At 62.2% G+C, this 26,265-nt stretch carries 21 protein-coding genes and 5 tRNA genes; 8 read left to right on the top strand and 18 right to left on the bottom strand.

The window, feature by feature from the left end:
- Nucleotides 1-52: 52 nt before the first annotated feature.
- Nucleotides 53-1,357: an isocitrate lyase gene (aceA, locus tag DSC91_RS18255; protein WP_115780261.1), complete on the top strand. Its 1,305-nt coding sequence runs from the start codon at nucleotides 53-55 to the stop codon at nucleotides 1,355-1,357.
- A 262-nt stretch (nucleotides 1,358-1,619) separates the two neighbouring features.
- On the opposite strand, the gene DSC91_RS18260 is transcribed toward aceA, so the two are convergent.
- Both DSC91_RS18260 and DSC91_RS18265 read right to left on the bottom strand, forming a co-directional pair.
- Nucleotides 1,620-2,054 carry a universal stress protein gene (locus tag DSC91_RS18260; RefSeq protein WP_115780262.1) on the bottom strand — a complete coding sequence of 145 codons (435 nt, stop codon included), beginning with the start codon at nucleotides 2,052-2,054 and terminating at the stop codon, nucleotides 1,620-1,622.
- Between the two features lie 261 nt (nucleotides 2,055-2,315).
- Nucleotides 2,316-3,227 carry a LysR family transcriptional regulator gene (locus DSC91_RS18265; protein ID WP_115780263.1) on the bottom strand — a complete coding sequence of 304 codons (912 nt, stop codon included), beginning with the start codon at nucleotides 3,225-3,227 and terminating at the stop codon, nucleotides 2,316-2,318.
- 180 nt (nucleotides 3,228-3,407) lie between these two features.
- Between DSC91_RS18265 and DSC91_RS18270 the strand changes: the two genes are divergently transcribed.
- On the top strand, nucleotides 3,408-4,271 hold the full coding sequence (locus tag DSC91_RS18270; RefSeq protein WP_115780264.1) for a (S)-2-haloacid dehalogenase: 864 nt from the start codon (nucleotides 3,408-3,410) through the stop codon (nucleotides 4,269-4,271).
- Nucleotides 4,272-4,354: 83 nt separating this feature from the next.
- Nucleotides 4,355-5,965 (top strand): malate synthase A, encoded by a 1,611-nt coding sequence (aceB, locus tag DSC91_RS18275; protein WP_115780265.1) that lies wholly within the window; start codon nucleotides 4,355-4,357, stop codon nucleotides 5,963-5,965.
- A 267-nt stretch (nucleotides 5,966-6,232) separates the two neighbouring features.
- Here aceB and DSC91_RS18280 read toward each other — a convergent pair whose 3' ends face one another.
- On the bottom strand, nucleotides 6,233-6,634 hold the full coding sequence (locus tag DSC91_RS18280) for a gamma-glutamylcyclotransferase family protein (protein ID WP_115780266.1): 402 nt from the start codon (nucleotides 6,632-6,634) through the stop codon (nucleotides 6,233-6,235).
- Nucleotides 6,635-6,689: 55 nt separating this feature from the next.
- On the bottom strand, nucleotides 6,690-7,184 hold the full coding sequence (gene rraA, locus DSC91_RS18285) for a ribonuclease E activity regulator RraA (protein ID WP_115780267.1): 495 nt from the start codon (nucleotides 7,182-7,184) through the stop codon (nucleotides 6,690-6,692).
- A gap of 210 nt (nucleotides 7,185-7,394) precedes the next feature.
- On the opposite strand from rraA, the gene DSC91_RS18290 reads away from it, so the two are divergent.
- Complete coding sequence (locus DSC91_RS18290) at nucleotides 7,395-8,264, top strand: AraC family transcriptional regulator (RefSeq protein ID WP_115780268.1); 870 nt, start codon at nucleotides 7,395-7,397, stop codon at nucleotides 8,262-8,264.
- A gap of 32 nt (nucleotides 8,265-8,296) precedes the next feature.
- On the opposite strand, the gene DSC91_RS18295 is transcribed toward DSC91_RS18290, so the two are convergent.
- The 7 genes from DSC91_RS18295 to gltX form a co-directional block, all read right to left on the bottom strand.
- A complete protein-coding gene (locus DSC91_RS18295; RefSeq protein WP_115780269.1) occupies nucleotides 8,297-8,761 on the bottom strand; it encodes a GNAT family N-acetyltransferase in 465 nt (154 codons plus the stop codon).
- 142 nt (nucleotides 8,762-8,903) lie between these two features.
- Nucleotides 8,904-8,980: transfer RNA gene (locus DSC91_RS18300), tRNA-Asp, on the bottom strand.
- Nucleotides 8,981-9,062: 82 nt separating this feature from the next.
- Nucleotides 9,063-9,138, bottom strand: a tRNA-Glu gene (locus DSC91_RS18305).
- 61 nt (nucleotides 9,139-9,199) lie between these two features.
- Nucleotides 9,200-9,276: transfer RNA gene (locus DSC91_RS18310), tRNA-Asp, on the bottom strand.
- Between the two features lie 94 nt (nucleotides 9,277-9,370).
- A tRNA-Glu gene (locus DSC91_RS18315) sits at nucleotides 9,371-9,446 on the bottom strand.
- Between the two features lie 154 nt (nucleotides 9,447-9,600).
- Nucleotides 9,601-9,676: transfer RNA gene (locus DSC91_RS18320), tRNA-Ala, on the bottom strand.
- Between the two features lie 123 nt (nucleotides 9,677-9,799).
- A complete protein-coding gene (gene gltX, locus DSC91_RS18325; RefSeq protein WP_115780270.1) occupies nucleotides 9,800-11,209 on the bottom strand; it encodes a glutamate--tRNA ligase in 1,410 nt (469 codons plus the stop codon).
- Between the two features lie 430 nt (nucleotides 11,210-11,639).
- On the opposite strand from gltX, the gene DSC91_RS18330 reads away from it, so the two are divergent.
- Nucleotides 11,640-12,590, top strand: coding sequence for a patatin-like phospholipase family protein (locus DSC91_RS18330; RefSeq protein WP_115780271.1), 951 nt, complete (start codon nucleotides 11,640-11,642; stop codon nucleotides 12,588-12,590).
- A gap of 192 nt (nucleotides 12,591-12,782) precedes the next feature.
- Here the strand turns inward: DSC91_RS18330 and DSC91_RS18335 are convergent, their stop codons facing one another.
- From DSC91_RS18335 to DSC91_RS18360, 6 genes are all read right to left on the bottom strand, one after another.
- Nucleotides 12,783-13,448 (bottom strand): C40 family peptidase, encoded by a 666-nt coding sequence (locus DSC91_RS18335; protein WP_115780272.1) that lies wholly within the window; start codon nucleotides 13,446-13,448, stop codon nucleotides 12,783-12,785.
- A gap of 137 nt (nucleotides 13,449-13,585) precedes the next feature.
- Nucleotides 13,586-15,211, bottom strand: coding sequence for an ABC transporter ATP-binding protein (locus DSC91_RS18340; protein WP_115783322.1), 1,626 nt, complete (start codon nucleotides 15,209-15,211; stop codon nucleotides 13,586-13,588).
- A gap of 5 nt (nucleotides 15,212-15,216) precedes the next feature.
- Entirely contained in the window at nucleotides 15,217-16,323 is a 1,107-nt protein-coding gene (locus tag DSC91_RS18345) for an ABC transporter permease (protein ID WP_115780273.1), read from the bottom strand.
- A complete protein-coding gene (locus DSC91_RS18350; protein ID WP_115780274.1) occupies nucleotides 16,320-17,363 on the bottom strand; it encodes a microcin C ABC transporter permease YejB in 1,044 nt (347 codons plus the stop codon). Before DSC91_RS18350 ends, DSC91_RS18345 begins: the two co-directional genes overlap by 4 nt.
- 42 nt (nucleotides 17,364-17,405) lie before the next feature.
- Nucleotides 17,406-19,373, bottom strand: a complete 1,968-nt coding sequence (locus DSC91_RS18355; RefSeq protein ID WP_115780275.1) for an extracellular solute-binding protein — start codon at nucleotides 19,371-19,373, stop codon at nucleotides 17,406-17,408.
- A 180-nt stretch (nucleotides 19,374-19,553) separates the two neighbouring features.
- Nucleotides 19,554-19,901, bottom strand: a complete 348-nt coding sequence (locus DSC91_RS18360) for a hypothetical protein (RefSeq protein ID WP_115780276.1) — start codon at nucleotides 19,899-19,901, stop codon at nucleotides 19,554-19,556.
- A gap of 906 nt (nucleotides 19,902-20,807) precedes the next feature.
- Between DSC91_RS18360 and DSC91_RS18370 the strand changes: the two genes are divergently transcribed.
- From DSC91_RS18370 to DSC91_RS18380, 3 genes are all read left to right on the top strand, one after another.
- The gene (locus DSC91_RS18370; RefSeq protein ID WP_115780278.1) at nucleotides 20,808-22,094 is read left to right on the top strand and encodes an MFS transporter; all 1,287 of its coding nucleotides are present in this window, start codon (nucleotides 20,808-20,810) and stop codon (nucleotides 22,092-22,094) included.
- A gap of 19 nt (nucleotides 22,095-22,113) precedes the next feature.
- Nucleotides 22,114-24,537 (top strand): glycoside hydrolase family 31 protein, encoded by a 2,424-nt coding sequence (locus DSC91_RS18375; RefSeq protein WP_115780279.1) that lies wholly within the window; start codon nucleotides 22,114-22,116, stop codon nucleotides 24,535-24,537.
- Between the two features lie 63 nt (nucleotides 24,538-24,600).
- Nucleotides 24,601-25,788 carry a porin gene (locus DSC91_RS18380; protein WP_115780280.1) on the top strand — a complete coding sequence of 396 codons (1,188 nt, stop codon included), beginning with the start codon at nucleotides 24,601-24,603 and terminating at the stop codon, nucleotides 25,786-25,788.
- 248 nt (nucleotides 25,789-26,036) lie between these two features.
- Here DSC91_RS18380 and DSC91_RS18385 read toward each other — a convergent pair whose 3' ends face one another.
- Entirely contained in the window at nucleotides 26,037-26,234 is a 198-nt protein-coding gene (locus DSC91_RS18385; protein WP_115780281.1) for a hypothetical protein, read from the bottom strand.
- Between the last annotated feature and the right edge of the window lie 31 nt (nucleotides 26,235-26,265).

The following is a 26,265-nucleotide window of genomic DNA, read 5'->3' on the forward strand; positions in this document are numbered from 1 at the left end:
TTCGACGAAGACCGCAAACACCTATCCATTACAGGCAACCAAGGAGCACACCATGTCGCGCGAACAACAAGCCAAGCAACTCCAACAGCAATGGGAAACCGATCCGCGCTGGAAAGGCGTGAAGCGTACGTACACCGCTGAAGACGTGATCCGTCTGCGCGGCTCGCTGCAAGTGGAGCACACGCTTGCCAAGCGCGGCGCGGAAAAGCTGTGGGAAAGCGTCAATAACGAGCCGTTCGTGAACTCGCTCGGCGCGCTGACCGGCAACCAGGCGATGCAGCAGGTCAAGGCCGGCCTGAAGGCGATCTACCTGTCGGGCTGGCAAGTGGCGGGCGATGCGAACGTCGCCGGTGAAATGTACCCGGACCAGTCGCTGTATCCGGCGAACTCGGTGCCGCTCGTCGTGAGGCGCATCAACAACACGCTGACGCGCGCTGACCAGATCCAGTGGTCGGAAGGCAAGAATCCGGGCGACGAAGGCTATATCGACTACTTCGCACCGATCGTGGCCGACGCGGAAGCCGGTTTCGGCGGCGTGCTGAACGCATTCGAACTGATGAAGGCGATGATCGAAGCCGGCGCGGCAGGCGTGCACTTCGAAGACCAGCTCGCTTCGGTGAAGAAGTGCGGCCACATGGGCGGCAAGGTGCTCGTGCCGACCCGCGAAAACATCGCCAAGCTGACCGCCGCGCGCCTGGCCGCCGACGTCTCCGGCACGCCGACCGTGCTGCTGGCTCGCACCGACGCCGAAGCCGCCGACCTGATCACGTCAGACGTGGATGACAACGACAAGCCGTTCCTGACAGGCGAACGCACGGTGGAAGGTTTCTATCGCACGAAGCCGGGTCTGGAACAGGCGATCTCGCGTGGCCTCGCCTACGCGCCGTACGCCGACATGATCTGGTGCGAAACCGGCAAGCCGGACCTCGAGTTCGCGAAGAAATTCGCCGACGCGATCCACAAGGAATTCCCGGACCAGCTGCTGTCGTACAACTGCTCGCCGTCGTTCAACTGGAAGAAGAACCTGGACGACGCGACCATCGCCAAGTTCCAGCGCGAACTCGGCGCTATGGGCTACAAGTTCCAGTTCATCACGCTGGCCGGCTTCCACGCGCTGAACTATTCGATGTTCAACCTGGCGCACGGCTATGCCCGCAACCAGATGACCGCTTTCGTCGAAATGCAGCAGGCTGAATTCGCTGCGGCCGAAAAGGGCTTCACCGCGGTCAAGCACCAGCGCGAAGTCGGCACCGGCTACTTCGACGCCGTGACGCAAACGGTCGAGCGCGATGCATCGACGACCGCCCTGCACGGCTCGACGGAAGACGAACAGTTCTTCGACAAGAAGGTCGCTTAAGGGACCCAGCGGTCTGATCGCAGGAGCGGCATGGCAGACGAAAAAAGCGGCCCCGGCAGAGGGCCGCCGTCAGGGAGGCACCATCAGGGCGGCAGCACGCCGACCGTCCTGATGGCTGGAATCTGGGAGAGGTTGCGTGGGACCGGAGTAGACAAAGCCAGCGCAACGCATTGTGCGGCGAACATGCGACGCGCCGGCCTCATCGCCGGCGCGTTTTTTTTCATGCCGTATCCGCCCGCAACGAGGAACGCGAGTATGCACCTCAGCGGTACACGATGACCGGAATCTTCGTATGCGTGAGGACCCGCTGCGTCTCGCTGCCGATCAGCAGGCTGCCGAGACCGCGCCGTCCGTGCGACGCCATGAAAATCACGTCGCAGCCACCCTGCTCGGCCGCCTCGATGATGCCGAGATACGGCGCCGGATGCACGCTGGTGCGGCTGTCGAATGCGACACCGACACGGCGCGCGGCCAGTTCCACTTCTCGCAGGTGCACGTGTGCTTCACGCTCGCTGCGCTCCAGAAACTCGACGGGCGGCTCGATCACCACGTCGGAGAACGGCGAGTACGGATATTGCGGCAGACAGGCGTAAGCGGTGACGCGCGCGCCGACGGCCTGCGCGAGATCGATGGCGCCGTTTATCGCTTTGCGTGACAGGTCTGAACCATCGGTCGGAACCAGGATGTGCCTGAACATGATGTCCTCCGTCGCCGGCTGCGTGCAGCGCGGCGTCAGCGTCCCACGATCGGCAGAAGCCGCTTCAATCGATTGTAGGTCGCAGAAACGCGCTCAAGGCCGTCGTGCGGGTCTGTCCGCATATCGGAAACCCGCTGCGCGGGGCTGCGTGGCAGTCGTGTGCGGCGGCTGTGCACGACGGCGTAAGGGCCGTTGCGCTGGATCGTCGTTGCGCCGTGGCGCCGTTGCCGGGTCGCCAAATCGCCGGGCCGCGGCCGCACCTCAGCCGGCCTCACCCCAGTAATCAGGATGGCCGTACGTATGCTTGAGAAAGTCCAGAAACAGCCGGACCCGCAGCGGCAAATGCCGGCGCTGCGGAAAGACCGCGTGGATGCCGATCGGCGGCGCGGCGAACTCGTCGAGCACGCTGACCAGCCGGCCGGCCGCGATATCCGTGCCGACCTCCCACCACGAGCGCCATGCAAGCCCATAGCCCTCGAGGCACCACTCATGCAGCACGGCACCGTCCGAGCATTCCATCGTGCCGGACACCTTGATCGACACGACCTTGTCGCCCTGCTGGAACATCCAGCCGCGCTGCTGATTGGCGCTTGCGCCAAGCGCGAGGCAATTGTGATGCGCGAGGTCGGCCAGCGAGTGCGGCGACCCGCGCCGGCTCAGATACGACGGCGACGCCACGCACACGCGGCGGTTCTCACCGAGCTTGAGCGACACCAGCGACGAATCCGGCAGCTCGCCCAGGCGCACGGCACAGTCGAAACCCTCGTTGACGAGGTCCACCAGCCGGTCGGACAGGTCGAGCGTAATCGACACATCCGGATGCGCGACGGTGAAGGCGGGCACCAGCGGCGCAACATGCCGGCGCCCAAACCCGGCCGGCGCCGACAACCGCAAATGGCCGCTCGCCTTCACGCCGCCCGCCGATACGCTGGCCTCGGCGTTCTGCATGTCGTGGATGACGCGCTGGCAATCTTCGAGAAACGCCGAGCCTTCAAAGGTCAGCGTGATCTTGCGCGTGGTGCGCACCAGCAGTTTGACGCCGAGGCGCTCCTCGAGCGCGTCGATGCGGCGGCCGATGATCGCGGGCGCGACGCCCTCGGCGAGCGCCGCGGCGGACAGGCTGCCCTTGGCCGCGACGGTCACGAAAGTCTCGATCTGCTTGAAACGGTCCATGGGGAGCGGAGCCGCAATACCCCGAAGGAAGTCTCCTCTGGGGGGCGTTGTGCGGGAAAGTGGTCGGTGCGCGTCAGATTAGGTGTATGAAAGTAAAAGATCAAGTGATCTTTAGCCTCTTTTTTAGCGTGGAGCATCACTAATACAATCCGTCCTGACCTCTGATAGGAGTGCACGGCAATGTCGGCCACAACGACACCCTTTCCCAAAGCAGTGATTTTCGACGCCTACGGCACGCTTTTCGACGTGCATTCGGTGATCGCTGCTGCCGAGCAGATGTTTCCCGGCCACGGCGACGCGCTCTCGCAGTTGTGGCGCCAAAAACAGATCGAATACACGCAGCTGCGCACGCTTGCCGATCCGGCCGGCGCGCCTGGCGCACACTACCGGCCGTTCTGGGACATCACGCTCGACGCCTTGCGCTTCTCGGCCAAGAAACTGCATCTCACGCTGGGGCGTGCGGCAGAGAAGCGTCTGATGGACGAATATGCGTGCCTGTCCGCTTTTCCCGATGCCGTGCCCGCCCTGCGCGAGTTGCGCGACGTGCCTTCGGCATCGTCCGGGTCCGGGTCCGCGTCTGCGGGCGGCAAAGCCGGAGCAGGGGCAAGTTCACGGCCCGGTCTCGCGATCCTCTCGAACGGCAATCCGCAAATGCTCGACATCGCCGTGAAGAGCGCCGGCATGACGGGCCTGTTCGACCATGTTCTATCCGTCGACACGGTACGCGCCTTCAAACCCTCACCCGCGGCCTACGCACTCGGCACGCAAGCCTTCGGCGCAGAGCCGCGCGAGATCGTCTTCGTGTCGTCGAACGGCTGGGACGTGGCAGGCGCGAGCTGGTTCGGTTTCACGACTTTCTGGCTCAACCGGCAAAACGCACCCGTCGAAGAACTGGGCGTCACGCCGCATGGCGCGGGCGGAGGCATGAACGATCTGCTCGCTTTTCTGAAGTCCCTCGCGTCGCCCTCTCCCGGCCGCAGTAGCGGCACGGGCAGCACCGGAAATCCTGGCGGCAGCCGCACGCGCCACAGCCCTGGCGCATGACGGTTACCACCTGGATGCCTCGACGCAATTCAACCGCATCGCAACATTTGCACCTTCGCAATCTGACCGACCAAGGAGAAACCATGGCGCATCCGCTGTCATCGCAATCATCGCTGCAACTGCCGCAGGGCATGGAAATCACGGCTGAGATCAAGCCGGGTTACGAAGCGATCCTCACCCGTGAAGCGCTCGAACTCGTCGCCGCGCTGCATCGCACGTTCGAACCGCGCCGCCAGCAACTGCTGCAGGCGCGTGTGGAACGCACCAAGCGTCTCGATGCCGGTGAGCGTCCCGACTTCCTTGCCGAAACGAAAAGCGTGCGCGAAGGCGACTGGAAGATCGCGCCGCTGCCGCACGATCTGCAATGCCGCCGCGTGGAGATCACCGGACCGGTCGAGCGCAAGATGATCATCAACGCGCTGAATTCGGGCGCGGATTCGTACATGACCGACTTCGAGGATTCGAATGCGCCGAGCTGGGATAACCAGATTACCGGCCACATCAATCTGAAGGACGCAGTGCGCCGCACGATTGCGCTCGAACAGAACGGCAAGTCGTACACCCTCAACGACAAGATCGCCACGCTGATCGTGCGTCCGCGCGGCTGGCATCTGGACGAAAAGCACGTGACGGTGGACGGCAAGCGCGTCTCCGGCGGCATCTTCGATTTCGCGCTCTTCATGGTTCACAACGCGAAGGAACAGGTTTCGCGCGGCACGGCGCCCTACTTCTATCTGCCGAAGATGGAGAGCCACCTGGAAGCGCGCCTGTGGAACGACATCTTCCTCGCCGCACAGGAAGCGGTCGGCGTGCCACGCGGCACGATTCGCGCGACCGTGCTGATCGAAACGATCGTCGCCGCATTCGAAATGGACGAGATCCTGTACGAGCTGCGTGAACACAGCTCGGGCCTGAACGCCGGCCGTTGGGACTACATCTTCTCGGCGATCAAGAAGTTCAGGAACGACCGCGATTTCTGTCTCGCCGACCGCTCGCAGATCACCATGACCTCGCCGTTCATGCGTGCCTACGCGCTGCTGCTGCTGAAGACCTGCCATCGCCGCAACGCACCGGCAATCGGCGGCATGAGCGCGCTGATCCCGATCAAGAACGATCCGGTCGCCAACGACAAGGCCATGGGCGGTGTGCGCTCGGACAAGGCGCGCGATGCCGGCGACGGTTACGACGGCGGCTGGGTCGCGCACCCGGGGCTCGTGCCGATCGCGATGGAGGAATTCGTCAAGGTGCTCGGCGACAAGCCGAATCAGATCGGCAAGCAACGCGACGACGTGCTCGTCTCGGCCGCCGACCTGACGGACTTCCGTCCGGAAGCGCCGATCACCGAAGGCGGTTTGCGCAACAACATCAACGTCGGCATTCACTACCTGGGTTCGTGGCTCGCGGGCAATGGCTGCGTGCCGATTCACAACCTGATGGAAGACGCCGCCACCGCGGAGATCTCACGCTCGCAAGTGTGGCAGTGGATTCGCTCGCCGAAGGGCAAGCTCGAAGACGGCCGCAAAGTCACGGCCGAGTTGGTGCGCACGTTGTCGGCAGAAGAGCTCGACAAGGTGAAGCAGGCGGTCGGCGGCGATACGAAACCGTACGATCGCGCTGCACAAATCTTCGAGGAAATGTCGACGTCGGAACAGTTCACCGACTTCCTGACGCTGCCGCTGTACGAGGAAATCTGAGGCAACTGGACGGCCTCATGCACCAGCTTCGTTGACCAGCAATAACGACGTCGTACCGGGCCCGCTTTCACCAGCCACGCAAGACGAAAGAGCGGCCCGGGTCGCAAGGCTGACCGACCGGACGGCCCGACAGGCGCATGCCTGCCGGGCCGTTTTTTTATACGCTTGCTTGGTGCCCGCGGTCTGTTCGTTACGCGTCCGCTATGTGTCCGCTAAGTGTTCGCCATGTACTTGCGGCGCGCTCGCTGCGCGCTGGTCGTGCCCGCCTCAACGCGTGCTGCGGTACTCGACCCAATCGCCCGACCTGATTTCCGGGAGGCCCTTTACCGCTTGCGGCGCGACCGGATAGAAGCGGCAATTCACGACGTTGCCGTCTACTTTCACCATCACCTCGCGCGCGAGGAAACGATTCTCGACGCCGGGATACACCGCTTCGATCTCGTCGAGCACCGCAACCAGTTCATCGTCGATTTCGTAGACGTCGCCCGTCACATTCACACCTGCTTCGTCGACCACCAGACCCGGATACAAGCCGAAGTCGAATAGATGACCGCGCACCGTGGCCGTGCCAAGCAGATTCGGCGCGGCGATGTCGTTGCGCGCGGCAGCCTCCCGAAGGTCGTTCACTTCACCGGCCCGCAACGTGCCGTATACAAAAACGGTCTGCATCGTGGTTTGTTCTCCTTGACGATGGGTTCGGTTTTCTCCGGCTGTTGCCGGAAGTTCAGTTCAGCGGCGCGCTCGCCACCAGTACGCCGTCGATATCCGCGTAGATCCATTCGCCCGGATGTACCAGCGCACCCGGCAATTGCACCGGCACGTCGCGCTCGCCGGTGCCGAGCTTCTGGCCACGCCGTGGGCAAGTCGCCAGCGCCGCCACGCCGACATCGACTTCGTTGAGCTCCAGCGTGTCGCGCACACACCCGTTCAGCACGATGCCCGCCCAGCCATTGCGCTCGGCAATTTGCGCGAGATTGCCGCCTACCAGCGCACAACGCAGACTGCCACCGCCATCGACCACCAGCACCCGGCCGGCGCCCTTCTCTTCGAGCGTGGCGCGTACGAGAGCATTGTCTTCGAATACTTTTAGCGTGACTGCCTCGCCGCTGAAGCACTCGGCGCGGCTGAAGAGATGAAAGACCGGCTCGAGCACACGCAGCGTGCCCAACGCGAGTTGGTCCTCGTGTGCGTCGCACAAGTCAGCGGTTGCAAAACTCATGGCGTTCTCCTCGGGATCCTTGTAATCGGGACATTATGCAACGTTGACTCCGACGTAACACCTACAATGAGAAGCCTGCGGTGGTTTTGGGGGTCCACGCTCTCCAGGCCCGCGCTCGATGGCTCGGTACATGAGCGCTCGTTGCCCGCGGGTTGCGCGTTGACACCCACTGCGTTTTTTTTCGCTCCATCCATTGGATCGATCTTCAATATGAATTCGTCCACTGACTCAGTCCTGTCGAGCCAGGTCCACTTCGCCGACATCCCGCCCGAATTCCAGCCGACCCAGACGCATCCGATCCGCGTGCGTTCGCGGCTCATGCCTTCGGGCTGGCGTATCGCGCGACACACGCACGCGTGGGCCCAGGTGGCCTATGCGTCGCGCGGCGTGCTGCGGGTCGCGACAACCGGCACGACATGGATGGTGCCGCCATCGCGGGCGATCTGGGTACCGCCGCATGTGACACACGAAGTGGTCGCCGTCGAAGATGCCTTTCTGCGCACGCTCTACATTACCGAAAGCACCGTCCCGGCCGGACTGGATACGCCGCGCGTGGTCGAGGTGTCGGATCTGCTGCGCGAAGTCATCGCCGCGCTCGATACGCCAGGTATTTCCGCGACGCGCGAACAGTTGCTCGGCGCGCTCGCGCTCGACGAACTGACGCGTTCGGAGCCGCTGCCGCTGTCCGTGCCGATGCCCAACGAGAAGCGCTTGCGCGCACTGTGCGAAGCCGTGATCGCGGACCCGACACACGGTGAATCGCTCGAGCAATGGGCATCGAGCGTGGGGGCGAGTACACGCACGATCGCGCGGCTGTTTCGTCAGGAGTTGGGCGTGAGCTTTTCGCAATGGCGTCAGCAGGCCATTCTCGCGCGCGCGATTCCACTGTTGAGCCAGGGGCGACCGCTTTCGCATGTCGCGCAGGAACTGGGTTATCAGAGCCAGAGTGCGTTCTCGGCGATGTTCAGGCGGGCATTCGGTGAAAGTCCACGCGCGTTTATCGAGCGCGGCGCTGAATATCGTGTGGAGAGCGGGGATCGTGACGATACCGAGGCGGACGAAGAAACCGCGCAAAAGTGACGGCATGACGCGTAACCGCAAGCCATAGCGCCTCAGACGCGCCGCGCCAGATGACGGATCGCGCCGAGTTGTGCCAGACGCGGCCCGGTCAGCTTGTACCCCTTGCGTTGGTACAACCGCGCGGCAGGATTGTCGACGAACACGCGCAACTGCAACTCGTGCAGCCCGCGCTCGCGCGCCCATTGATGCGACATATCGAGCAGATACGTGCCGGCGCCGAGGCGTCGATGCCCTTCGGCAATCTGCACGTCGCGGATATGGAGTGAATCGCCTTCCTGGGTGACGCGCAGCACACCAATCGGCGTGCCGTCCAGTTCGAGAATGAAATTTTCCGATTCGCGCCAGCTGCCGAGAAACAGATCGCCACGCCAGATCAGATGGTGCCGGCGATAGTAGCCACCCATGTTGTTGCGGGTCAGCGCCTCGGCGAACTCGAAATCGTCCATGCTGGCCGGGCGCAGATAAAACGGTGACGGAGCTTCGGTTGGATCGAACATGGTGGAACGACGAAGATGAGTCGGGTCAACGGTAAAACAGGCCGCGCCCGCTGGCAATGGCTGTTTGTCCCGAGCATATCCAGTCGAACCCGGCTGCGGAAATAAAAAAGCCCACTTCTTGCGAAGTGGGCTTTCTAAGATCTGGCGGAGCGGACGGGACTCGAACCCGCGACCCCCGGCGTGACAGGCCGGTATTCTAACCAACTGAACTACCGCTCCAGATTTTTGCACCGTGGCGCGCGAGCTTTGCTCACTCACCAACTGCACCGTTCAAACTGCCAACCGAACGACGCCGATGTTTTGGCGTCCCCTAGGGGATTCGAACCCCTGTACTCACCGTGAAAGGGTGATGTCCTAGGCCTCTAGACGAAGGGGACAACGTACTGCTTACACCTTTAATGAAAAAGCCCGTTCAGGTTTGTATGAACGGGCTTTGTCTGGCGGAGTGGACGGGACTCGAACCCGCGACCCCCGGCGTGACAGGCCGGTATTCTAACCGACTGAACTACCACTCCAGTCTTTACACCCTGGCTTGCGAGCGTCGGTTTTTTCTCTGCAAGCTGCGCTGCTTTACTACTTCTTATCGAATACTAAAGCGACGCTGATGTTTGGCGTCCCCTAGGGGATTCGAACCCCTGTACTCACCGTGAAAGGGTGATGTCCTAGGCCTCTAGACGAAGGGGACATAATCTTTTCAGATCTGTCTTTATCTTGCTGCTAACTCACGCTAACTTCTCGCCGCCAGCAGCAAAGACCGATATTCTAACTACGTTACAGCCGTTTGTGAAGTCTTTTTTGCTACAAGCCCCAGACTTCGGAACCACTTCACTCTGCTCTGATGGTGGAGGTAAGCGGGATCGAACCGCTGACCTCTTGCATGCCATGCAAGCGCTCTCCCAGCTGAGCTATACCCCCCCTTGCAGAACAGAAACGAGATTTTAGAGGCCAATCTGCGCTTTGTAAATACCCTTTGAGCAATTGCATGCGACTTTTTTCGCAAGTCGCATGCAAACCCGCTCAATGCACGCGCGAACGTGCTCAAGCCAACGCTTTTTCGATACGGCTCACGACGACATCGCGGCCGAACAGCATCAGCACGCTGTCGATCGACGGCGTATGCGTGGTGCCCGCCACCAGCAGACGAACCGGCATGGCCAGTTGCGGCATCTTCAGCTTGTGCGCGCCGAGTGTCGCCTTCAATGCCGCAGCGATCGCCTCCTTGGTCCACTCCACCGTCTTAAGCGATGCAGCCAGATCGGCAAGCGCCGGGCGCACGGCATCCGTGACGTGCTGCGCGAGCGCTTCTGCTTCAGGCTCAGGTACGCGGTAGAACATCGCGGCGTTTTCAGCGATTTCCTTCACCGTCGATGCACGGTCCTTCAGCAAGCCCACCACCGACGTCAGATCGGCGCCTTGCGCAATGGCGGCTTCGTCGATACCCAGTTCAGCAAAGAAAGGCTTGGCAAGCCCGGCGAGGCGCGCGTTGTCCGCTTCCTTGATGTAGTGCGCGTTGAGCCAGTTCAGCTTGTCGTGATCGTACTGAGCCGGCGACTTGCCCAGATGCTCCAGATCGAACCATTCGACGAACTGCTCACGCGTGAAGATTTCCGCGTCGCCATGCGACCAGCCCAGACGCGCCAGATAGTTGACCACCGCCTCCGGCAGAAAGCCGGCATCGCGATAACCCATCACGCTCATCGCGCCGTGACGCTTGCTCATCTTCTCGCCCTGCTCGTTCAGCACGGTCGGCAAGTGCGCATAGACCGGCGGCTCACCGCCGAGCGCGCGCAGGATATTGATCTGACGCGGCGTGTTGTTCACGTGATCGTCGCCGCGAATCACGTGCGTGATGCGCATGTCCAGATCGTCGACCACCACGCAGAAGTTGTAGGTGGGCGTGCCGTCCGGGCGCGCGATCACGAGGTCGTCGAGTTCGTCGTTCGAGATTTCGATACGGCCCTTCACCGCGTCGTCCCATGCGACCACGCCCGAGAGCGGATTGCGGAAGCGCAGCACGGGCTGCACGCCGGCCGGCGGTTCCGGCAAGACCTTGCCGGGTTCCGGACGCCACGTGCCGTCATAGCGCGGCTTTTCGCCGGCCTCGCGTTGGCGTTCGCGCAGTGCGTCCAACTCTTCCGTCGACATGTAGCACGGGTACACGAGCCCCGCGCCCTGCATCTGCTTGAGCACTTCGCGATAACGGTCCATGCGCTGCATCTGGTAGAACGGGCCCTCGTCGATATCGAGGCCGAGCCATTCCATCCCTTCGAGAATGGCGTCGACCGCTTCGGTACTGGAGCGCTCGACGTCGGTGTCCTCGATCCGCAGCACGAAGGTCCCTTTCATCTTGCGCGCGAACGCCCACGGATAAAGCGCGGAGCGAATGTTGCCGAGGTGGATGAAGCCGGTGGGACTCGGTGCGAAACGGGTACGGACGGAGGTGGTCATTAGCGGTTACTCGGAAGACAGGCGCCGGCGCCGTGGCAGAGATTGCCAGTGAAGCGCGGCAGCGGACCGCGTCCGTGCAGCAGAAAGCTGTCATGCACAGACACGAAGGAAATAAATGCGAGAGCCGAATTATACCTTCCGAACACGTGCTGCCCGCCCTCGTCCGAATGGCCATGCGCAGCACACAGGACGCCCGGGAAGCGTGCCTCAGGGGACCTGAGCGTTTCCTCTGCAACGTTTCATTACCGGACCGACGCGCGCCCGGAGCTTTGATTTATGATGTGCGCGCGCTGCGGGTGAGGATAGAACCACAGCGCGATGGAATCGCCACTGGCGATCCCGTCCGTTTGACTATCCGCCTGATTGCGGCACCGCTTGTGCCGATCGTCGATCGTCGATCACGCCGCCGCTGCCGTTGCTGGAGAACCCGTTGAAACCGTCATCCCCTAGCCTCGCCCGCCGCAACTTCTCATTGGCGGCCGCCTCCGCAGTGCTCGCGGCCTGCACCACGACCGGCGGCAGCAAGACCGACAGCACACCGATCGCCACCACGCCCGCCGCCAACCCGCCACCGCTCGACAAACCGCAGCGGCCGATCCGCGTCGGGCTCGCGCTGGGCGGCGGCGCGGCGCGCGGCTTCGCGCACATCGGCGTGATCAAGGCACTCGAGGCGCGCAATCTCCAGATCGACCTCGTGGCGGGCACCAGCGCGGGTTCGGTGGTCGGTGCGCTGTACGCCTCGGGGATGAACGGCTTCGCGCTGAACAAGCTCGCGTTGACCATGGACGAAGCGTCGATCAGCGACTGGGCGATGCCGTTTCGCACACGCGGCTTTCTGCAAGGCGTCGCGCTGCAGAACTATCTCAATACGACGCTCAACAACCGTCCGATCGAAAAGATGGTCAAGCCGCTCGGCGTGGTCGCCACCGATCTGAAAACCGGTCAGCCGATCCTGTTCCAGCGTGGCAACACCGGCATCGCAGTGCGCGCGTCATGCAGCGTGCCGTCGATTTTCGAGCCGGTGAAGATCGGTGGGCACGAGTATGTGGACGGCGGCCTGGTGAGTCCGGTGCCCGCCTCGTTCGCGCGCAAGATGGGCGCGGATTTCGTCATCGCCGTGGACATCTCGCAGCGCCCGGAAAGCGGCCTCACAGCCAGCTCGTTCGACGTGCTGATGCAGACCTTCACGATCATGGGCCAAACGATCAAGGCTTATGAGCTCGACAAGTACGCCGACGTCGTAATCCGGCCGAATCTGGCCGCCATGAGCGGCAGCGATTTCTCACAACGCAATGCAGCGATCCTGGCCGGCGAGGAAGCCGTGGCGAAAATGATGCCCGAGTTGCAACGCAAGCTGGCCGCGAGCCGCGCCGCGGCTTAACCTGCCTGCGGCGCGCCGGTTGCGCCGGCCGCCGCAGCGCAGCTGCCGTCACGCACGCCGCGCCACCTCAACCGGGAGTGCGGCGCGGAAGATTCCGTGCCGGATCGGTATGCGCCCAAACGCAAAAAGCCTGCTTCAAACGAAGCAGGCTTTTTTGTCGCCCCAACAAACCGCGGGGGCGGGCCGAATCAGTTACTGATTACCGCCAATCGAAGCATTCACGCGCTTGCGCAGATCTTCACCTTCCTGATAGGAGGTCTCGATCCGGCGTGCGCCGGTGAAGCGCTTTTCCCAATAACCGCTATCCATATCGTCGACGCGAATCGTGCTGCCCGTGGAAGGCGAATGCACGAATTTGTTGTCGCCGATGTAGATGCCGACATGCGAGAACGTGCGGCGCATCGTATTGAAGAACACCAGATCGCCCGGCTTCAGATCGCTCACACGAACTTTTTCACCGACGCGGCTCATTTCCTCGGCGCGGCGCGGCAGCGCCATGCCGAGCGTGTCCTGGAACACGTAACGAACGAAGCCGCTGCAATCGAGTCCCGAATCGGGCGTATTGCCGCCCCAACGGTAGCGCACGCCAATCATGTTCAGCGCGCCGACCACCACATCGCCCGCTTTACCGGCCATGCCGGACAGGAACGATTTGGCGCCACCGTCGCTGGCAGGAGCGGCCGATTGCGAATTAAGGGGGGACAAAGAATTCGACCCGCTGGGGGTCGAAAATGAGGCATTCTGATTAAAACTGCTTACTTCGTCGGCGAACGCGCCGGGAGCTGCTGCCATCAAGACGCCAATGAACATCCCGGCGACGACGCGCGTGCAAGCCTGGGTTAGGTTTCTGTGCTGCATTGGTCGGTATTTTTTGCCTAAAAATCAGTGGGCTACGGAAAAAAGTTTGGTCGATACTAGCCAGTAAGTATTCACGTGTCAAAACAAATAGAAAAATACAATCGAGACACGCACCCAATTGGTGAAAGAGTGCAAAATCAGTAGTCAAGCGCCGCTTTCAGCAGCTTTCGGGTGTAAGGGTGCGCTGGTGTCGCAAAAATCTGCTCAACGTCCCCGCTTTCGACGATCGAACCGTTTTGCATCACTGCGACACGATGCGCCATCGCCCCGATCACAGCCAGATCGTGACTGATGAAAACGAAGCCGAGGTTGTACTTCTGTTGCAACCCGGCAAGCAGTTTCAGCACCTGCTGCTGAATCGACACGTCGAGTGCGCTGGTCGGTTCGTCGAGAATCAGGATGCGCGGCTCCAGCACCAGCGCGCGCGCAATCGCTATCCGCTGACGCTGGCCGCCGGAAAACTCGTGTGGATAGCGATACAGCACCGTGCGGTCGAGACCGACCTCGCGCAGGACCGATACCACCTTGTCGCGCCGCGCCTCCTGGCTCATCTGCGGCCGGTGCAGCGCGAGCCCTTCGCCGACGATCCGTTCGATGGTCTGGCGCGGCGAAAGCGAGCTGAACGGGTCCTGAAAGACAACTTGCATATTCGAACGTAAGGCGGTCTGTTCGTCGCCGCGATAGCTGCCGAGCGCCCTGCCCTGAAACTCGATCTCGCCGTGCGCGGTGCGTTGCAGACCGAGCAAAGCCATCGCAAGCGTCGATTTGCCCGAACCCGATTCGCCGACGATCCCCAGTGTCTCGCCCTGGCGCACCGACACGGTTGCATCGGCGACCGCGCGAAAGCGCCCCGAGCGAAACCAGCCGCTCAAGCCCGGCAGTTTCGTTTTGAAATCGACCGAGACATCGCGTGCTTCGAGCAGCACCGGCGAGATCGGCAGCACCGGCACCACCGTGCGCTGCGGACGGCTTGCCAGCAGACGCTGCGTGTACGGATGCTGCGGCGACTCGAACACCTGCTCGACCGGCCCGCTTTCCACGAGCACGCCCTTCTCCATCACCGCGATGCGTTGCGCGAAATGGCGCACCAGGTTCAGGTCGTGCGTGATCAGCAGCACGGCCATGCCGCGCTTCTTGGCTTCGTCGCGTTGCAGCTCCAGCAGCAGGTCGACGATCTGCGCGCGAATCGTCACGTCGAGCGCCGTGGTCGGCTCATCGGCCAGCAGCAGACGCGGGCGGCACGCGAGCGCCATCGCGATCATCGCGCGCTGCCGCTGACCGCCCGAGAGTTGATGCGGATAGCTGTTCACGCGCTTGCCAGGCTCGGCGATGCCCGTGCGTCCGAGCAGCGCCACGGCGCGTTTGCGCGCCTCGTTCGCCGTGACGCCGTCGTGCACGACGATCGTCTCCGCGATCTGATCGCCGACCGTATAGAGCGGATTGAGCGCCGTCATCGGCTCCTGGAAGATCATCGCGATGTCGGAGCCGCGCATGCCGCGCATCTCGCGCTCGCTTTTGGCAAGCAGATCCTGGCCGTCGAAACGGATCGCCCCGCTCACCTGCGCGTCGCTCAACAGACGCAGGATCGACAGCGCGGTCACGCTCTTGCCCGAGCCCGATTCGCCGACCAGCGCGACCCGTTCGCCGCGTTGGATCGCGAGCGTGACATCGTTCACCGCGACAGTGTCGCCAAAGGCCACATGCAGCCGATCGAGTTCCAGCAGCGGGGGCGTCATGCCGTGTTTTGCGTCGTTCTCCACCATGGCGCTCACTGGTTGCCTCCAGCACGCATGGCATCGGCGATGCGGGTGTCCAGCGCGTTGCGCAGCGCGTCGCCCATGAAAGTCAGCAGCAACAGCATCGCGACCAGCACGCCGAACGTGGACAACGAGATCCACCATGCGTCGAGATTCGCTTTGCCTTGCGCCAGCAGTTCGCCCAGGCTCGGCGTCGGCGACGGCACGCCGAGGCCGAGAAAGTCGAGGCTGGTGAGCGCGAGAATCGAGCCGCTCATGGTGAACGGCAGGAACGTGATCACCGGTGTGAGGCTGTTCGGCAATATATGCCGCCACATGATCTGCCAGTTCGACAGGCCGATCGCCCGTGCCGCGCGCACATAGTCATGCTGGCGATTGCGCAGAAATTCCGCGCGCACATAGGCCGCCAGGCCGACCCAGCCGAACAGCGACAGCAGAACAATCAACAGAATGAAGCCCGGCTCGAAGATCGAAGCGAAAATGATCAGAAGATACAACTGCGGCATGGCGGTCCAGATTTCGATCAGCCTCTGCCCGACAATGTCGATACGTCCTCCGAAATATCCCTGCACCGCGCCCGCGGCAATCCCGAGTATCGTGCCAATCAAGGTCAGCACCAGTCCGAATTCGACCGACACGCGAAAACCGTACAGAAGACGCGCGAACAGATCTCGGCCGCGGTCGTCGGTACCCAGCCAGTTGTCACGCGACGGCGGCGCCGGGTTCGACGCCTTCGAGAAATAATTCAGCGTGTCGTAGTAGTACCGGTTCGGCGGATACACCACGAAGTTACCCGGTGCATCGAAACGATGCTTGATATACGGATCGAGATAATCGGCAGGCGTCGGGAAGTCGCCGCCGAAGGTGGTTTCCGCGTAAGTCTTGAACATCGGAAAATACCACTGCCCTTCGTAGCGCACGACGAGCGGCTTGTCGTTCGACCACAGCGGCCCGGCGAGGCTCGCCGCAAACGCGACGACGAAGATGATCAGGCTCCAGTAGCCGAGGCGCTGCTGCCGGAAACGCTGCCAGATGCGTCGCGCGGGTGTTGGCGAGACAAATGCGCGAACCGGTTCGGTGCGCGCCGCCGCATCGGCTGAAAGGCGGGCTCGATTCATCTGCGCTCCAGTTGTTCGAATTGGATGCGGGGATCGACCCACACATAGCAAAGATCGGAAATCAGATTGGTCGCGAGACCGATCAGCGTGAACAGATACAGCGTGCCGAGCACGACCGGATAGTCGCGCCGCACCACCGATTCGTACGACAACAGGCCGAGTCCGTCGAGCGAAAACAGCGTCTCGATCAGCAGACTGCCGGTGAAAAACGCCCCAATGAACGCCGCCGGAAAGCCGACGATCAACGGCAGCAACGCGTTGCGAAACACGTGTTTCCATAGCACGCGCTTTTCGGACAACCCTTTGGCACGCGCGGTCAGCACATATTGCTTGCGGATTTCGTCGAGGAAGGCGTTTTTCGTCAGCATCGTGACGACGGCGAAACTGCCCACCACGGAGGCCGTGATCGGCAACGCGATGTGCCACAGGTAGTCGACGATCTTGCCGAAGAAGCTCAACTGCGCCCAGTTATCCGAGTAGAGATTGCGCAGCGGAAACAGCTGCAGAAACGTGCCGCCACCGAACAGCACCAGCAGCAGCACGCCCAGCACGAAACCCGGAATTGCATAGCCGACCAGCACGACGAGGCTCGTCGCGATATCGAAGCGCGAACCGTTGCGCACCGCCTTGGCAATGCCCAAAGGCACCGATATCAGGTACGTGAGAAAGAACGTCCATAAGCCGATGCTGATCGACACCGGCAATTTCGAAACGATCAACGACCACACGCTCTGGTGGCGGAAATAGCTCTGGCCAAGGTCAAACGTCGAGAAGCGCTTGAGCATCAGGACGTAGCGTTCGAGCGGCGGTTTGTCGAAGCCGTATAGCACTTTCAGTTGCGCGATCTGCTGGGCGTCGACGCCGCTATGCGCGCGCAGGCCGAACGGCGCGCCATTCTCCGCCGCGCCTTTGCGCAGCTCGTGCTGCATCTGCTCGACCGGGCCGCCCGGGACGAACTGGATCACGACGAAGGTCAGCGTCAGCACGCCGAGCAAGGTCGGAATCATCAACAGCAGGCGTTTGAGGATATAGCTCCACATAGCGGCGTTTCCGGTGCGAATGCGGTGAATGAATGGACGCGTTCAGTGCGGCTGTGCTTGCGCCGGTTGCGGCTCGGCATACCACCACATCGACGTGATCCAGCCTTCCGCGCCATAGTACAGAGGCAGCGTCTTCGGCCACGCCAGGCCGCGCTTGAACGCTACCCGGTGCGACGCGCTGTACCACTGCGGAATCACATAGTAGCCATGCATCAGCACGCGGTCGAGCGCGTGCGTCGCGTCGGTCAGCTGCTCGCGCGTCTGCGCATGCACGAGCGCGTTCACGATCGCGTCGACGGCCGGCGACTTCAGCCCGATCACGTTGTCCGAGCCGTTGGTGTCCGCCGCTTTACTGCCGAACCGGTCGATCTGCTCCGAACCGGGCACCTGCACGTCCGGCATGCGGATCGTGGTCGTATCGAAGTCGAATGCGTCGAGCCGCTTCTGATAGACCGCGAAGTCGGATACGCGGAAGGTTGCGGTGATGCCGAGTTTCTGCAGATTACGTATGAAGGTCGCGGCGATCGGCTCAAACTGAGCGGACGAACCGGAATCGTCGAGAATCTCGAACTGGAATGGCTCGCCTTTGGCGTTACGCAATGCGCCGTCACGATAGGTCCATCCCGCCTGCTGCAACAACGCGCGCGCTTGCAGCAGATTGGCGCGCAGCGAGCCGGGCGGATCGGTGTCCGGCTGCTTCGGCGGCGGACCGAACACGGTCGGATCGAGCCGGGCGCGCCATGGTTCGAGCAGCGCCAGCTCGCCCGGCGACGGCATGCCCTTCGCCTGCAAATCCGTATTGGCGAAGAAGCTGTCGATACGCGTGTACTGATTGAAGAAGAGTTGCCGGTTCAGCCACTGAAAGTCGAGTGCGAGATCAAGCGCTTTGCGCACCCGTACGTCCTGGAACAATGGCCGCCGCATGTTAAGCACGAAGCCTTGCATGCCGGTGCCGTTATGTTGCGGAAACTCGCGCTTGATCAGCTCGCCGCTATCGAACTTCTTGCCGACGTCGCGCCGCACCCAATTGCGCGCGACATATTCGACCAGGGCGTCGTACTCACCCGCCTTGAACGCCTCGAGCCGCGCGGTGCTATCCGAATACAGCTTGTAGACGATCCGATCGAAATTGTTCATGCCGACCCGCACCGGCAACGTCGCGCCCCAATAATTCGGATCCCGCCGATAAGAAATCGTGCGGCCGTTCTCGTACTGATCGATCAGGTAGGGCCCGCTGGCAATCGGCTTCTCGAACGCCAACTGGTCGAAAGCGATGCGGCTGCCGTCCGGCTTCATCCCCCACTTGCGCGAGAACACCGGCATGCTGCCCACGAGCAATGGCAACTCGCGATTGCGCTGATGAAACTCGAAACGGACCGTATGCGGGTCAACGACGACTGCACGCGTGATCTCGCCGAAAATCGACGCGAACTGCGGCGCGGCCTGCGGGCTTTTCAACGTGTCGAGCGAAAACTTGACGTCGTCCGCGGTGACCGGATCGCCATTCGAAAAGCGCGCGCGCGGGTTGATGTGGAAGGTGGTCGACAGGCCGTCGGGCGCGATCTTGATGTCGTCGGCGAGCAGGCCGTAGGCAGAGGCCACTTCGTCGCTGCTGCCGATGGTCAGGCTTTCGAACATCAGGTCGACGCCCGGCGCGGCGTTACCGCGCAGCGTGAACGGATTGAATTTGTCGAAGCTGGTAAGCCGGCTCGGATTGGCCAGCACCAGCGTGCCGCCCTTCGGCGCATCCGGGTTGACGTAGTCGAAGTGCTTGAAATCCGCGGGATACTTCGGCTCGCCATATTGCGCGATCGCGTAGACCGCCTGAGCCTCGGGCGCCGCGAGCAAACCGGCGAGGAGAGACGCGCCGCACAGCGCGACAGCATACGCCGGGCGTGAGACGTGAAGTACAACCCGCGGCACAACCGGTAGACCGACACGCGATAGCCTGTGAATCACGCTGCACCAAAGTGCACGAGGCGTTTGAACCCATCGCGAGCCAGTTGTCATAGGGGCCTTGTTGGTCAGTAGGCAATTGCGGTGTGAGGGAATTCTACCCAATAAACCCGGGCAATCCGCACAACTCATCTGCAAGACGTTGCTCAGCCTGCGGGTTTCTCGAGCGCAATAAAAAAGCCGCCCTTTTCAGGCGGCTTTTTTCAACGTGGCGACTGCGGCTTTTTTTGGCGCTTAGTGCCAGCCGCGACGATTGTCGTAGTGGTCACGGCCGTAGTCGTAGCGGCCCGGGGGATGATGGCGATACCAGTCGTCTCGCGCCCAGTAGCGGCGACCGTCCCAGTAGCGATCGCCATGCCAGCCGATCACGATCGCCGGGCCGCCGTAGTAGACGGGAGCCGGTTGGTAGACGACAGGCGGCGGCGGGGGCGGCGGCGGTGCGTAGACCGGAGCCGGCGCCACGTAGACCGGCGCGGGGATGCCGATGTTGACGCCGATGTTAAGCCCGCCGGCCATTGCAGCACCCGACGCAGCCAACCCGAGAACCCCGATCAGAAGTGGAACAAGACGTGCGGACTTCATCGATCACCCTTTTGAAGAATGTGTGTTGTTGGCCGAAATATAGCGCAAGGCAGCCATCCGCGTATTTCAAGTTTGTAATAACTGATGCTCAACATCGCACCGGTGGCCACCCCGTTACGTCTGGTTACATTGGCCGAAGGTTTGGTGAAAAAGTCACGGCGAAGTAATCGCGCGGCCTCGCCGTGAGTCGCCTGTCTGTCGGCAAGTTAGTCACCTTTTCCCGCCCTCGCCGCTGTTGGGCAATTCTGGCCGCCGCTTTCTCACGCGCCTGCTAACCCTGTCGCCTGCTTAACGATCAGCGTTGTGACCGCGGCAGCGGTGGCACACCCGCATCAATAGGATATCGAAGCATTATTGCGGCACATAACGGGCTTGACCCGACTCCCAGACACGTCCGTGCCATCTGCCTCGATCGCCTGCGCCTTCTCGGGCGTTCGCACCGCCGCGCCTCTCCCCGCAGGCAATTCAACATTGAATCGCAAGATAGTAGCGCGGCGTTGTAAAGCTTCGCCGCCTCTCCACCTCTCCACCTCTCCACCTCTCCACCTCTCCGCGTCTTCGCGTCTTCGCGTCTTCGCGTCTTCGCCCCCCGCCGCAGTGCCCGCGGCACCCGGCGCGCCCATTCGCACAGGCCGCCAAAACGAACATTGGATGTTCGAAAGAACATTTTACAGTTATTGGTAAGTCACCGGTCGTCCGACCTCATTATCACCAAGGCACACCACAAAACGCCCTAGTCAGCGAATATTTCAAGAAACTCAATCACTTAAACCATGGTTTTCCCTAGTATCCACCCGCTCCACCAGTGATACGATGACTGACACTAAACGCCGGTAAATGTTCGAATTCGCGCATGCCTGCTGTCCAGCGGACAGTCAGCGGACACATTGGGTACGGAGACAGATTTTGAAAACAATCATTGGTTTGCGCTGGTGGATCATCGCGCTCGTATGTGTCGGGACGATCGTCAACTATCTGTCGCGCAACGCCCTCGGCGTGATGGCGCCGGAGTTGACGAAGCTCCTGCACATGAGCACCAAGCAGTATTCGTACGTCGTCGGCGCATTCCAGGTCGGCTACACGATCATGCAGCCGGTATGCGGGCTGATCATCGATCTGATCGGCCTGAGGCTCGGCTTTGCGCTCTTCGCCTGTCTGTGGTCGCTGACAGGCGTACTGCACGGTTTCGCCAGCGGCTGGCTCTCGCTGGCGGCCTTGCGCGGACTCATGGGATTGACGGAGGCCGTCGCCATTCCGGCAGGCATGAAGGTGGTCGCCGAGTGGTTCCCCAATCGCGAGAAATCCGTGGCGGTGGGTTACTTCAACGCGGGCACGTCGCTCGGTTCGCTGCTCGCCCCGCCGCTCGTCGTCTTCCTGTCGTTGAGATATGGCTGGCAAAGCGCGTTTGCAGTGACGGGTGCGCTCGGCTTCGTGTGGGCCGCCGCCTGGTATCTGCTGTACCGCTCGCCGGCCGATCACGCGCGCATCTCCGCGGCAGAGCGCGAGACGATCGTCAGCGGACAAACCCCGGGCACCCCGCAACGGCGCAGCATCCGCGAAGTACTCCGCACGCGCCGGTTCTGGGCAATCGCACAAGCGCGCTTCTTTGCGGAACCCGCGTGGCAAACGTTCAGCTTCTGGATCCCCCTTTACCTCGCGACGCAACGGCACATGGATCTGAAGCAAATCGCGCTGTTCGCGTGGCTGCCGTTTCTTGCCGCCGACCTCGGCGGCCTGTTCGGCGGCTACCTGTCGCCGTTCCTGATGAAGCATTTGCGGATACCGCTGATCGGGTCGCGTATCGCCGGTGTCGTGCTCGGCGCCTTCATGATGCTCGGACCGGCATGTATCGGCCTCGTCGCCTCGCCGTATCAGGCGATCGCGCTCTTCTGCGTGGGCGGCTTCGCGCATCAGATGATCTCGGCGCTCGTCAATACCCTGGCGGCCGACGTGTTCGACCCCAGCGAAGTCGGCACCGTCGCCGGATTCGCAGGAATGTCCGCGTGGATCGGCGGCCTGGGCTTTTCGCTGCTGGTCGGCGCGCTGGCCGATTCGATCGGCTACACGCCGCTATTCGGCGCCCTTGGTGCTTTCGACCTGATCGGCGCCACGCTGCTGATCATTCTGATGCGCGGCGTCAAACGCGACGCGCGTCCGCATCAAGTCGACAACAACGCCAGCACTGCTGCGTGACCCCACTCGAAGACCCATCATGCGTTCACTGACGAATCTGAAGCACCCGCCGCGTTTTTCGCTGTCGTCCCATACCGGCAGCCACATTGTTCTCACCGCGCAGGGAAACTGCCGGATCGAACTGTTCGTTCTCGCTGAAGACATCGTCCGGGTACTCGTGCTGCCGGACGGCGAAACGCACGGTCCGCGAACCTGGTCCATCGCACCGGGCGCGGACGACGTCCCGCTCGAAGGACGCGATCGCCGGGACACGAGCGGCTTCACCCCGCCGCCGTTTACGCTTTCGAGCGACGCCGGGCAGGTCGTGGTCGAAACGGCGCGCATCCGCTTGACGGTCACGCTCGACGGCGGATTTTGCGCGTGGGACATCCTGCACGGCTCGACGTGGCATCGCGTGATGAACGATCGGAAGACGCAGGCGTATAACTTCGGCTGGTGGGACGAGCGCGCGTACCACTACATCGAGCGGCGCAAGGACGAAATGTATGTCGGCCTGGGCGAGCGCGCCGGTTCGCTGAATCGCGCGGACCAGTCCTACGAAATGCGCAATATCGACGCGATGGGTTACAGCGCGCGCACGACGGATCCGCTCTACAAGCACATCCCCTTCTACGTGACGTGGCAGCCGGAAACCTCCACGGGATTCGGCCTGTTCTACGACACGCTGGCCGACTGCCGCTTCGACATGGGCCGCGAGCTCGATAACTATCACGGGCACTACCGGCACTTTGTCGCCGAGCATGGCGACCTCGACTATTACTTCATCGCGTCGGCGGGCACGCCCCTGCATGCGGTGCGCCGCTTTACGTGGCTGACCGGCCGTCCGGCCTGGATGCCGAAGTGGGGGCTGGGCTATTCCGGCTCGACGATGAGCTACACCGACGCGGCCGACGCGCAGCACCGGATGGGCGAATTCATCGAACGATGCAGCGAGCACGACGTGCTGTGCGATTCATTTCACCTGTCGTCGGGTTATACCTCGATCGGCGCGAAGCGCTACGTGTTCAACTGGAACCACGAGAAGTTTCCGGATATCGACGGCTTCGTGCAGAGCTATCTCGACCATGGCGTTCGCCTGTGCGCGAACATCAAGCCTTGCCTGTTGCAGGATCACCCGGCGTTCGACGAAGTGGCGCGCGCCGGCCTGCTGATCGAGTCGCGCGACGGCGATCCGGCGTGGGTGCAGTTCTGGGACGAAGTCGGCGCCTATCTGGACTTCACGAATCCCGCCACCATCGACTGGTGGAAAGCGCGCGTGAAAGACAGCCTGTTGAAACACGGTATCGCCGCGACCTGGAACGACAACAACGAATTCGAAATCTGGTCGCCCGACGCGATGGCTCGGGGCTTCGGCCAGCCGTATCCGGCGCGCGAGGCGAAGGTGCTGCAAACGCAACTGATGATGCGGGCGTCGCACGACGCGCAGCGCGAATACGCGCCGGACCGCCGGCCGTTCCTCGTGTCCCGCTCGGGCGGCGTCGGCATGCAACGCTATGTGCAGACATGGTCCGGCGACAACTTCACCTCGTGGGAAACGCTGCGCTTCAATCTGAAGATGGGACTTGGGCTCGCCATGTCCGGCGTGTCGAACAGCGGCCACGATATCGGCGGATTCTCAGGTCCTGCACCGGGCCCGGAACTGTTCGCCCGCTGGGTTGCCTTCGGCATCTTCCTGCCGCGCTTCAGCATTCATTCCTGGAACGACGACGGCACGGTCAACGAACCCTGGATGTATCCCGAAGTCACGCCGCAAGTGGCGGCGCTGATCAAACTGCGCTACCGGCTGATTCCCTACCTGTACGAGCTGCTATGGCAATCGCACAGCGCATACGAGCCGGTACTGCGTCCGATGTTCGCGGAGTTTCCGCACGATCCGCGCTGTCTCGCCGACGGCGACGACATGATGCTGGGCTCGTCGATGCTGCTTGCGCCGGTGGTCGAGGCGGACCAGTCGACGCGCGACGTTTATCTGCCCGCCGGTGCACGTTGGGCGTCGTACTGGAGCGGCGAGGTGTTCGAAGGCGGTCAGACGGTGAATCTGCCGGCTCCATTCGAGCGGCCGGTGATGTTGCAGCGAGAAGGCAGCGTGATTGCGCTGAACATCGCCGAACAACACTTCGGCCGTCCCGCCGACGAACGTGCGTTCATCGCGGTGCCGCACGAGGGCACTGGGATCGCTCGCGGCAGTTGCGTCGAGGACGATGGCGAAAGCGAAGCCTGGCGCTCAGGCGCGCAAGGCCACTGGCACTTAACGATTACAAGCGACGCAAGCGCGTTGCGAATTTCGGTTGTGCGAGAAGGCTGGGTCCAACAGCCGCAACAAGAAGTTCGACTGCTCGTGCCAATGAGCGAAGTGCGCCCGGCCGTCTGCGTCGACGGCGCGCTGGTGGCCGACCATACCGCTGACGGCTGGCGATGCCTGACGATTTCCATCGCCCACTAACACAGCATGCATCACCGACCTGACGACCCAAGAACACCTGTCCAATCCGGAGACTCGCTAGCCATGAACTCATTGAAGCGCGCGCCCACTCGCGCATTCGTCCTCTCGTGCCTGCCGCTTGCGGGCATCGTGCTGTCAACCGGCGCGTCCGCGCAAAGCAGCGTGACGCTGTACGGCGTCGTGGACAACGCCTTCGCCTATGTCAGCAACCAGAAGGGGCACTCCAACTTCTACATGAGCCAGGGCAACCTGCAGGCGAGCAAGTTCGGCCTGCTCGGCGCGGAAGACATTGGCGGCGGCACGAAGGCGATTTTCAGGCTCGAAAGCGGCTTCAACTCGCTGACTGGCGCACAAAGCAGCGCGGGCTTCATTTTCAATCGACAAGCGTACGTCGGGCTCAGCAATGACCAGTACGGGACAGTCACGCTCGGCCGTCAATACACACCCTACTTCCAGATGGTCGGCGCACTCGGGCCAACCGGCGTACTGACGGGTGCGACAGGTGCGCATCCGGGCGACCTCGATGCGCTCGACACCACGTTGCGCCTCAATAATTCGGTTACCTATCTGTCGCCGAACCTCGCCGGTTTGCAATTCAGCGCGCAGTACGGCCTGGGCGGTGTACCGGGCAGCGTGGCCAGCGGCAGTCAATTCAGCGCGGCGGCTCGCTATGACTACCGGCCGTTTGCAATCGCGGTGGGCTATGTGAAACTGAAAGACATCGCGACGAGCCAGGCGCTCGGCACCTATGCCGTCAACTCGCCGGTGAACAGCGGCTATGCGACAGCACGCAGCGCGCAGTTGTTCGCGGCGGCGGCTCGCTACACCCATCAGGACCTGATGGTCGGCGTGAACTATTCGAACGTGCAGTACGCACCGGGCTCCGGCTCGCTGTTCACCGGCGAGGGCGTGTTCAATACGTATGGCGTGATTTCCACGTACCGGGTCACGCCGGCTGTGACGGTCGGCGCCGGTTACAGCTACACGCAGGCGAGCAAAGCGAACGGCATCAGCGATGCGGCGCGCTATCAGCAGATCTCACTCGAGCAGACCTACAACCTTTCCACCCGCACGACGCTATATGCACTGGAGGCGTATCAGCATGCGCGCGGCAAGACGCTGGTTGCGTCGGGCAGCACTGGCACGAGCATCACCGACGCGGTGGCTGTAGTCGGCGACTCGCAGAATACGACGCCGTCGTCGGGACCGTCGCAATTCGTCGGCATGGTGGGGTTGCGGCACGCGTTTTGACGCCGATAGCAGGTTGAACGTCCTGCGCCAGATCGAAGTCGTATCGACAGCGTGTGAGGCGCCCTGCGGACACAATCAGACGCATTCAGTAAAGCCTGCCGACTAAATCAACCCGGTCAGACTCAGGCGCCTTGTCCGTCGCGCAAATTGCGAGCTGAAAAAACAAAACCCCGTGGAGCCCAGACTCTGCGGGGTTTGCCGCCATTGCTGCTGATCTTCCTCGAAGCGATACCTCACCCGTCGCTGATTCAGTTGTAGCCGAGAATGGCAGCGGATGAGACATCTGCCCGATCGCTTACGTTGCTGGCGAGCGTCGACGTCGGCGCGTGTAGCAAGGCCTTGTAGAGCGAAATCTGCCTCGCATTGACCAGATCGATTCGGGACGTCGCGACCAATCCAGCTTCAGCCGCTTCGCGAGCCATCGCGAATTTTTGATATACGTTCATTTCGTCACACCTTTCTCAAAACATGTGCATG

Origin of the sequence: Paraburkholderia caffeinilytica, assembly GCF_003368325.1 — a bacterium.
Lineage (GTDB): Bacteria > Pseudomonadota > Gammaproteobacteria > Burkholderiales > Burkholderiaceae > Paraburkholderia > Paraburkholderia caffeinilytica.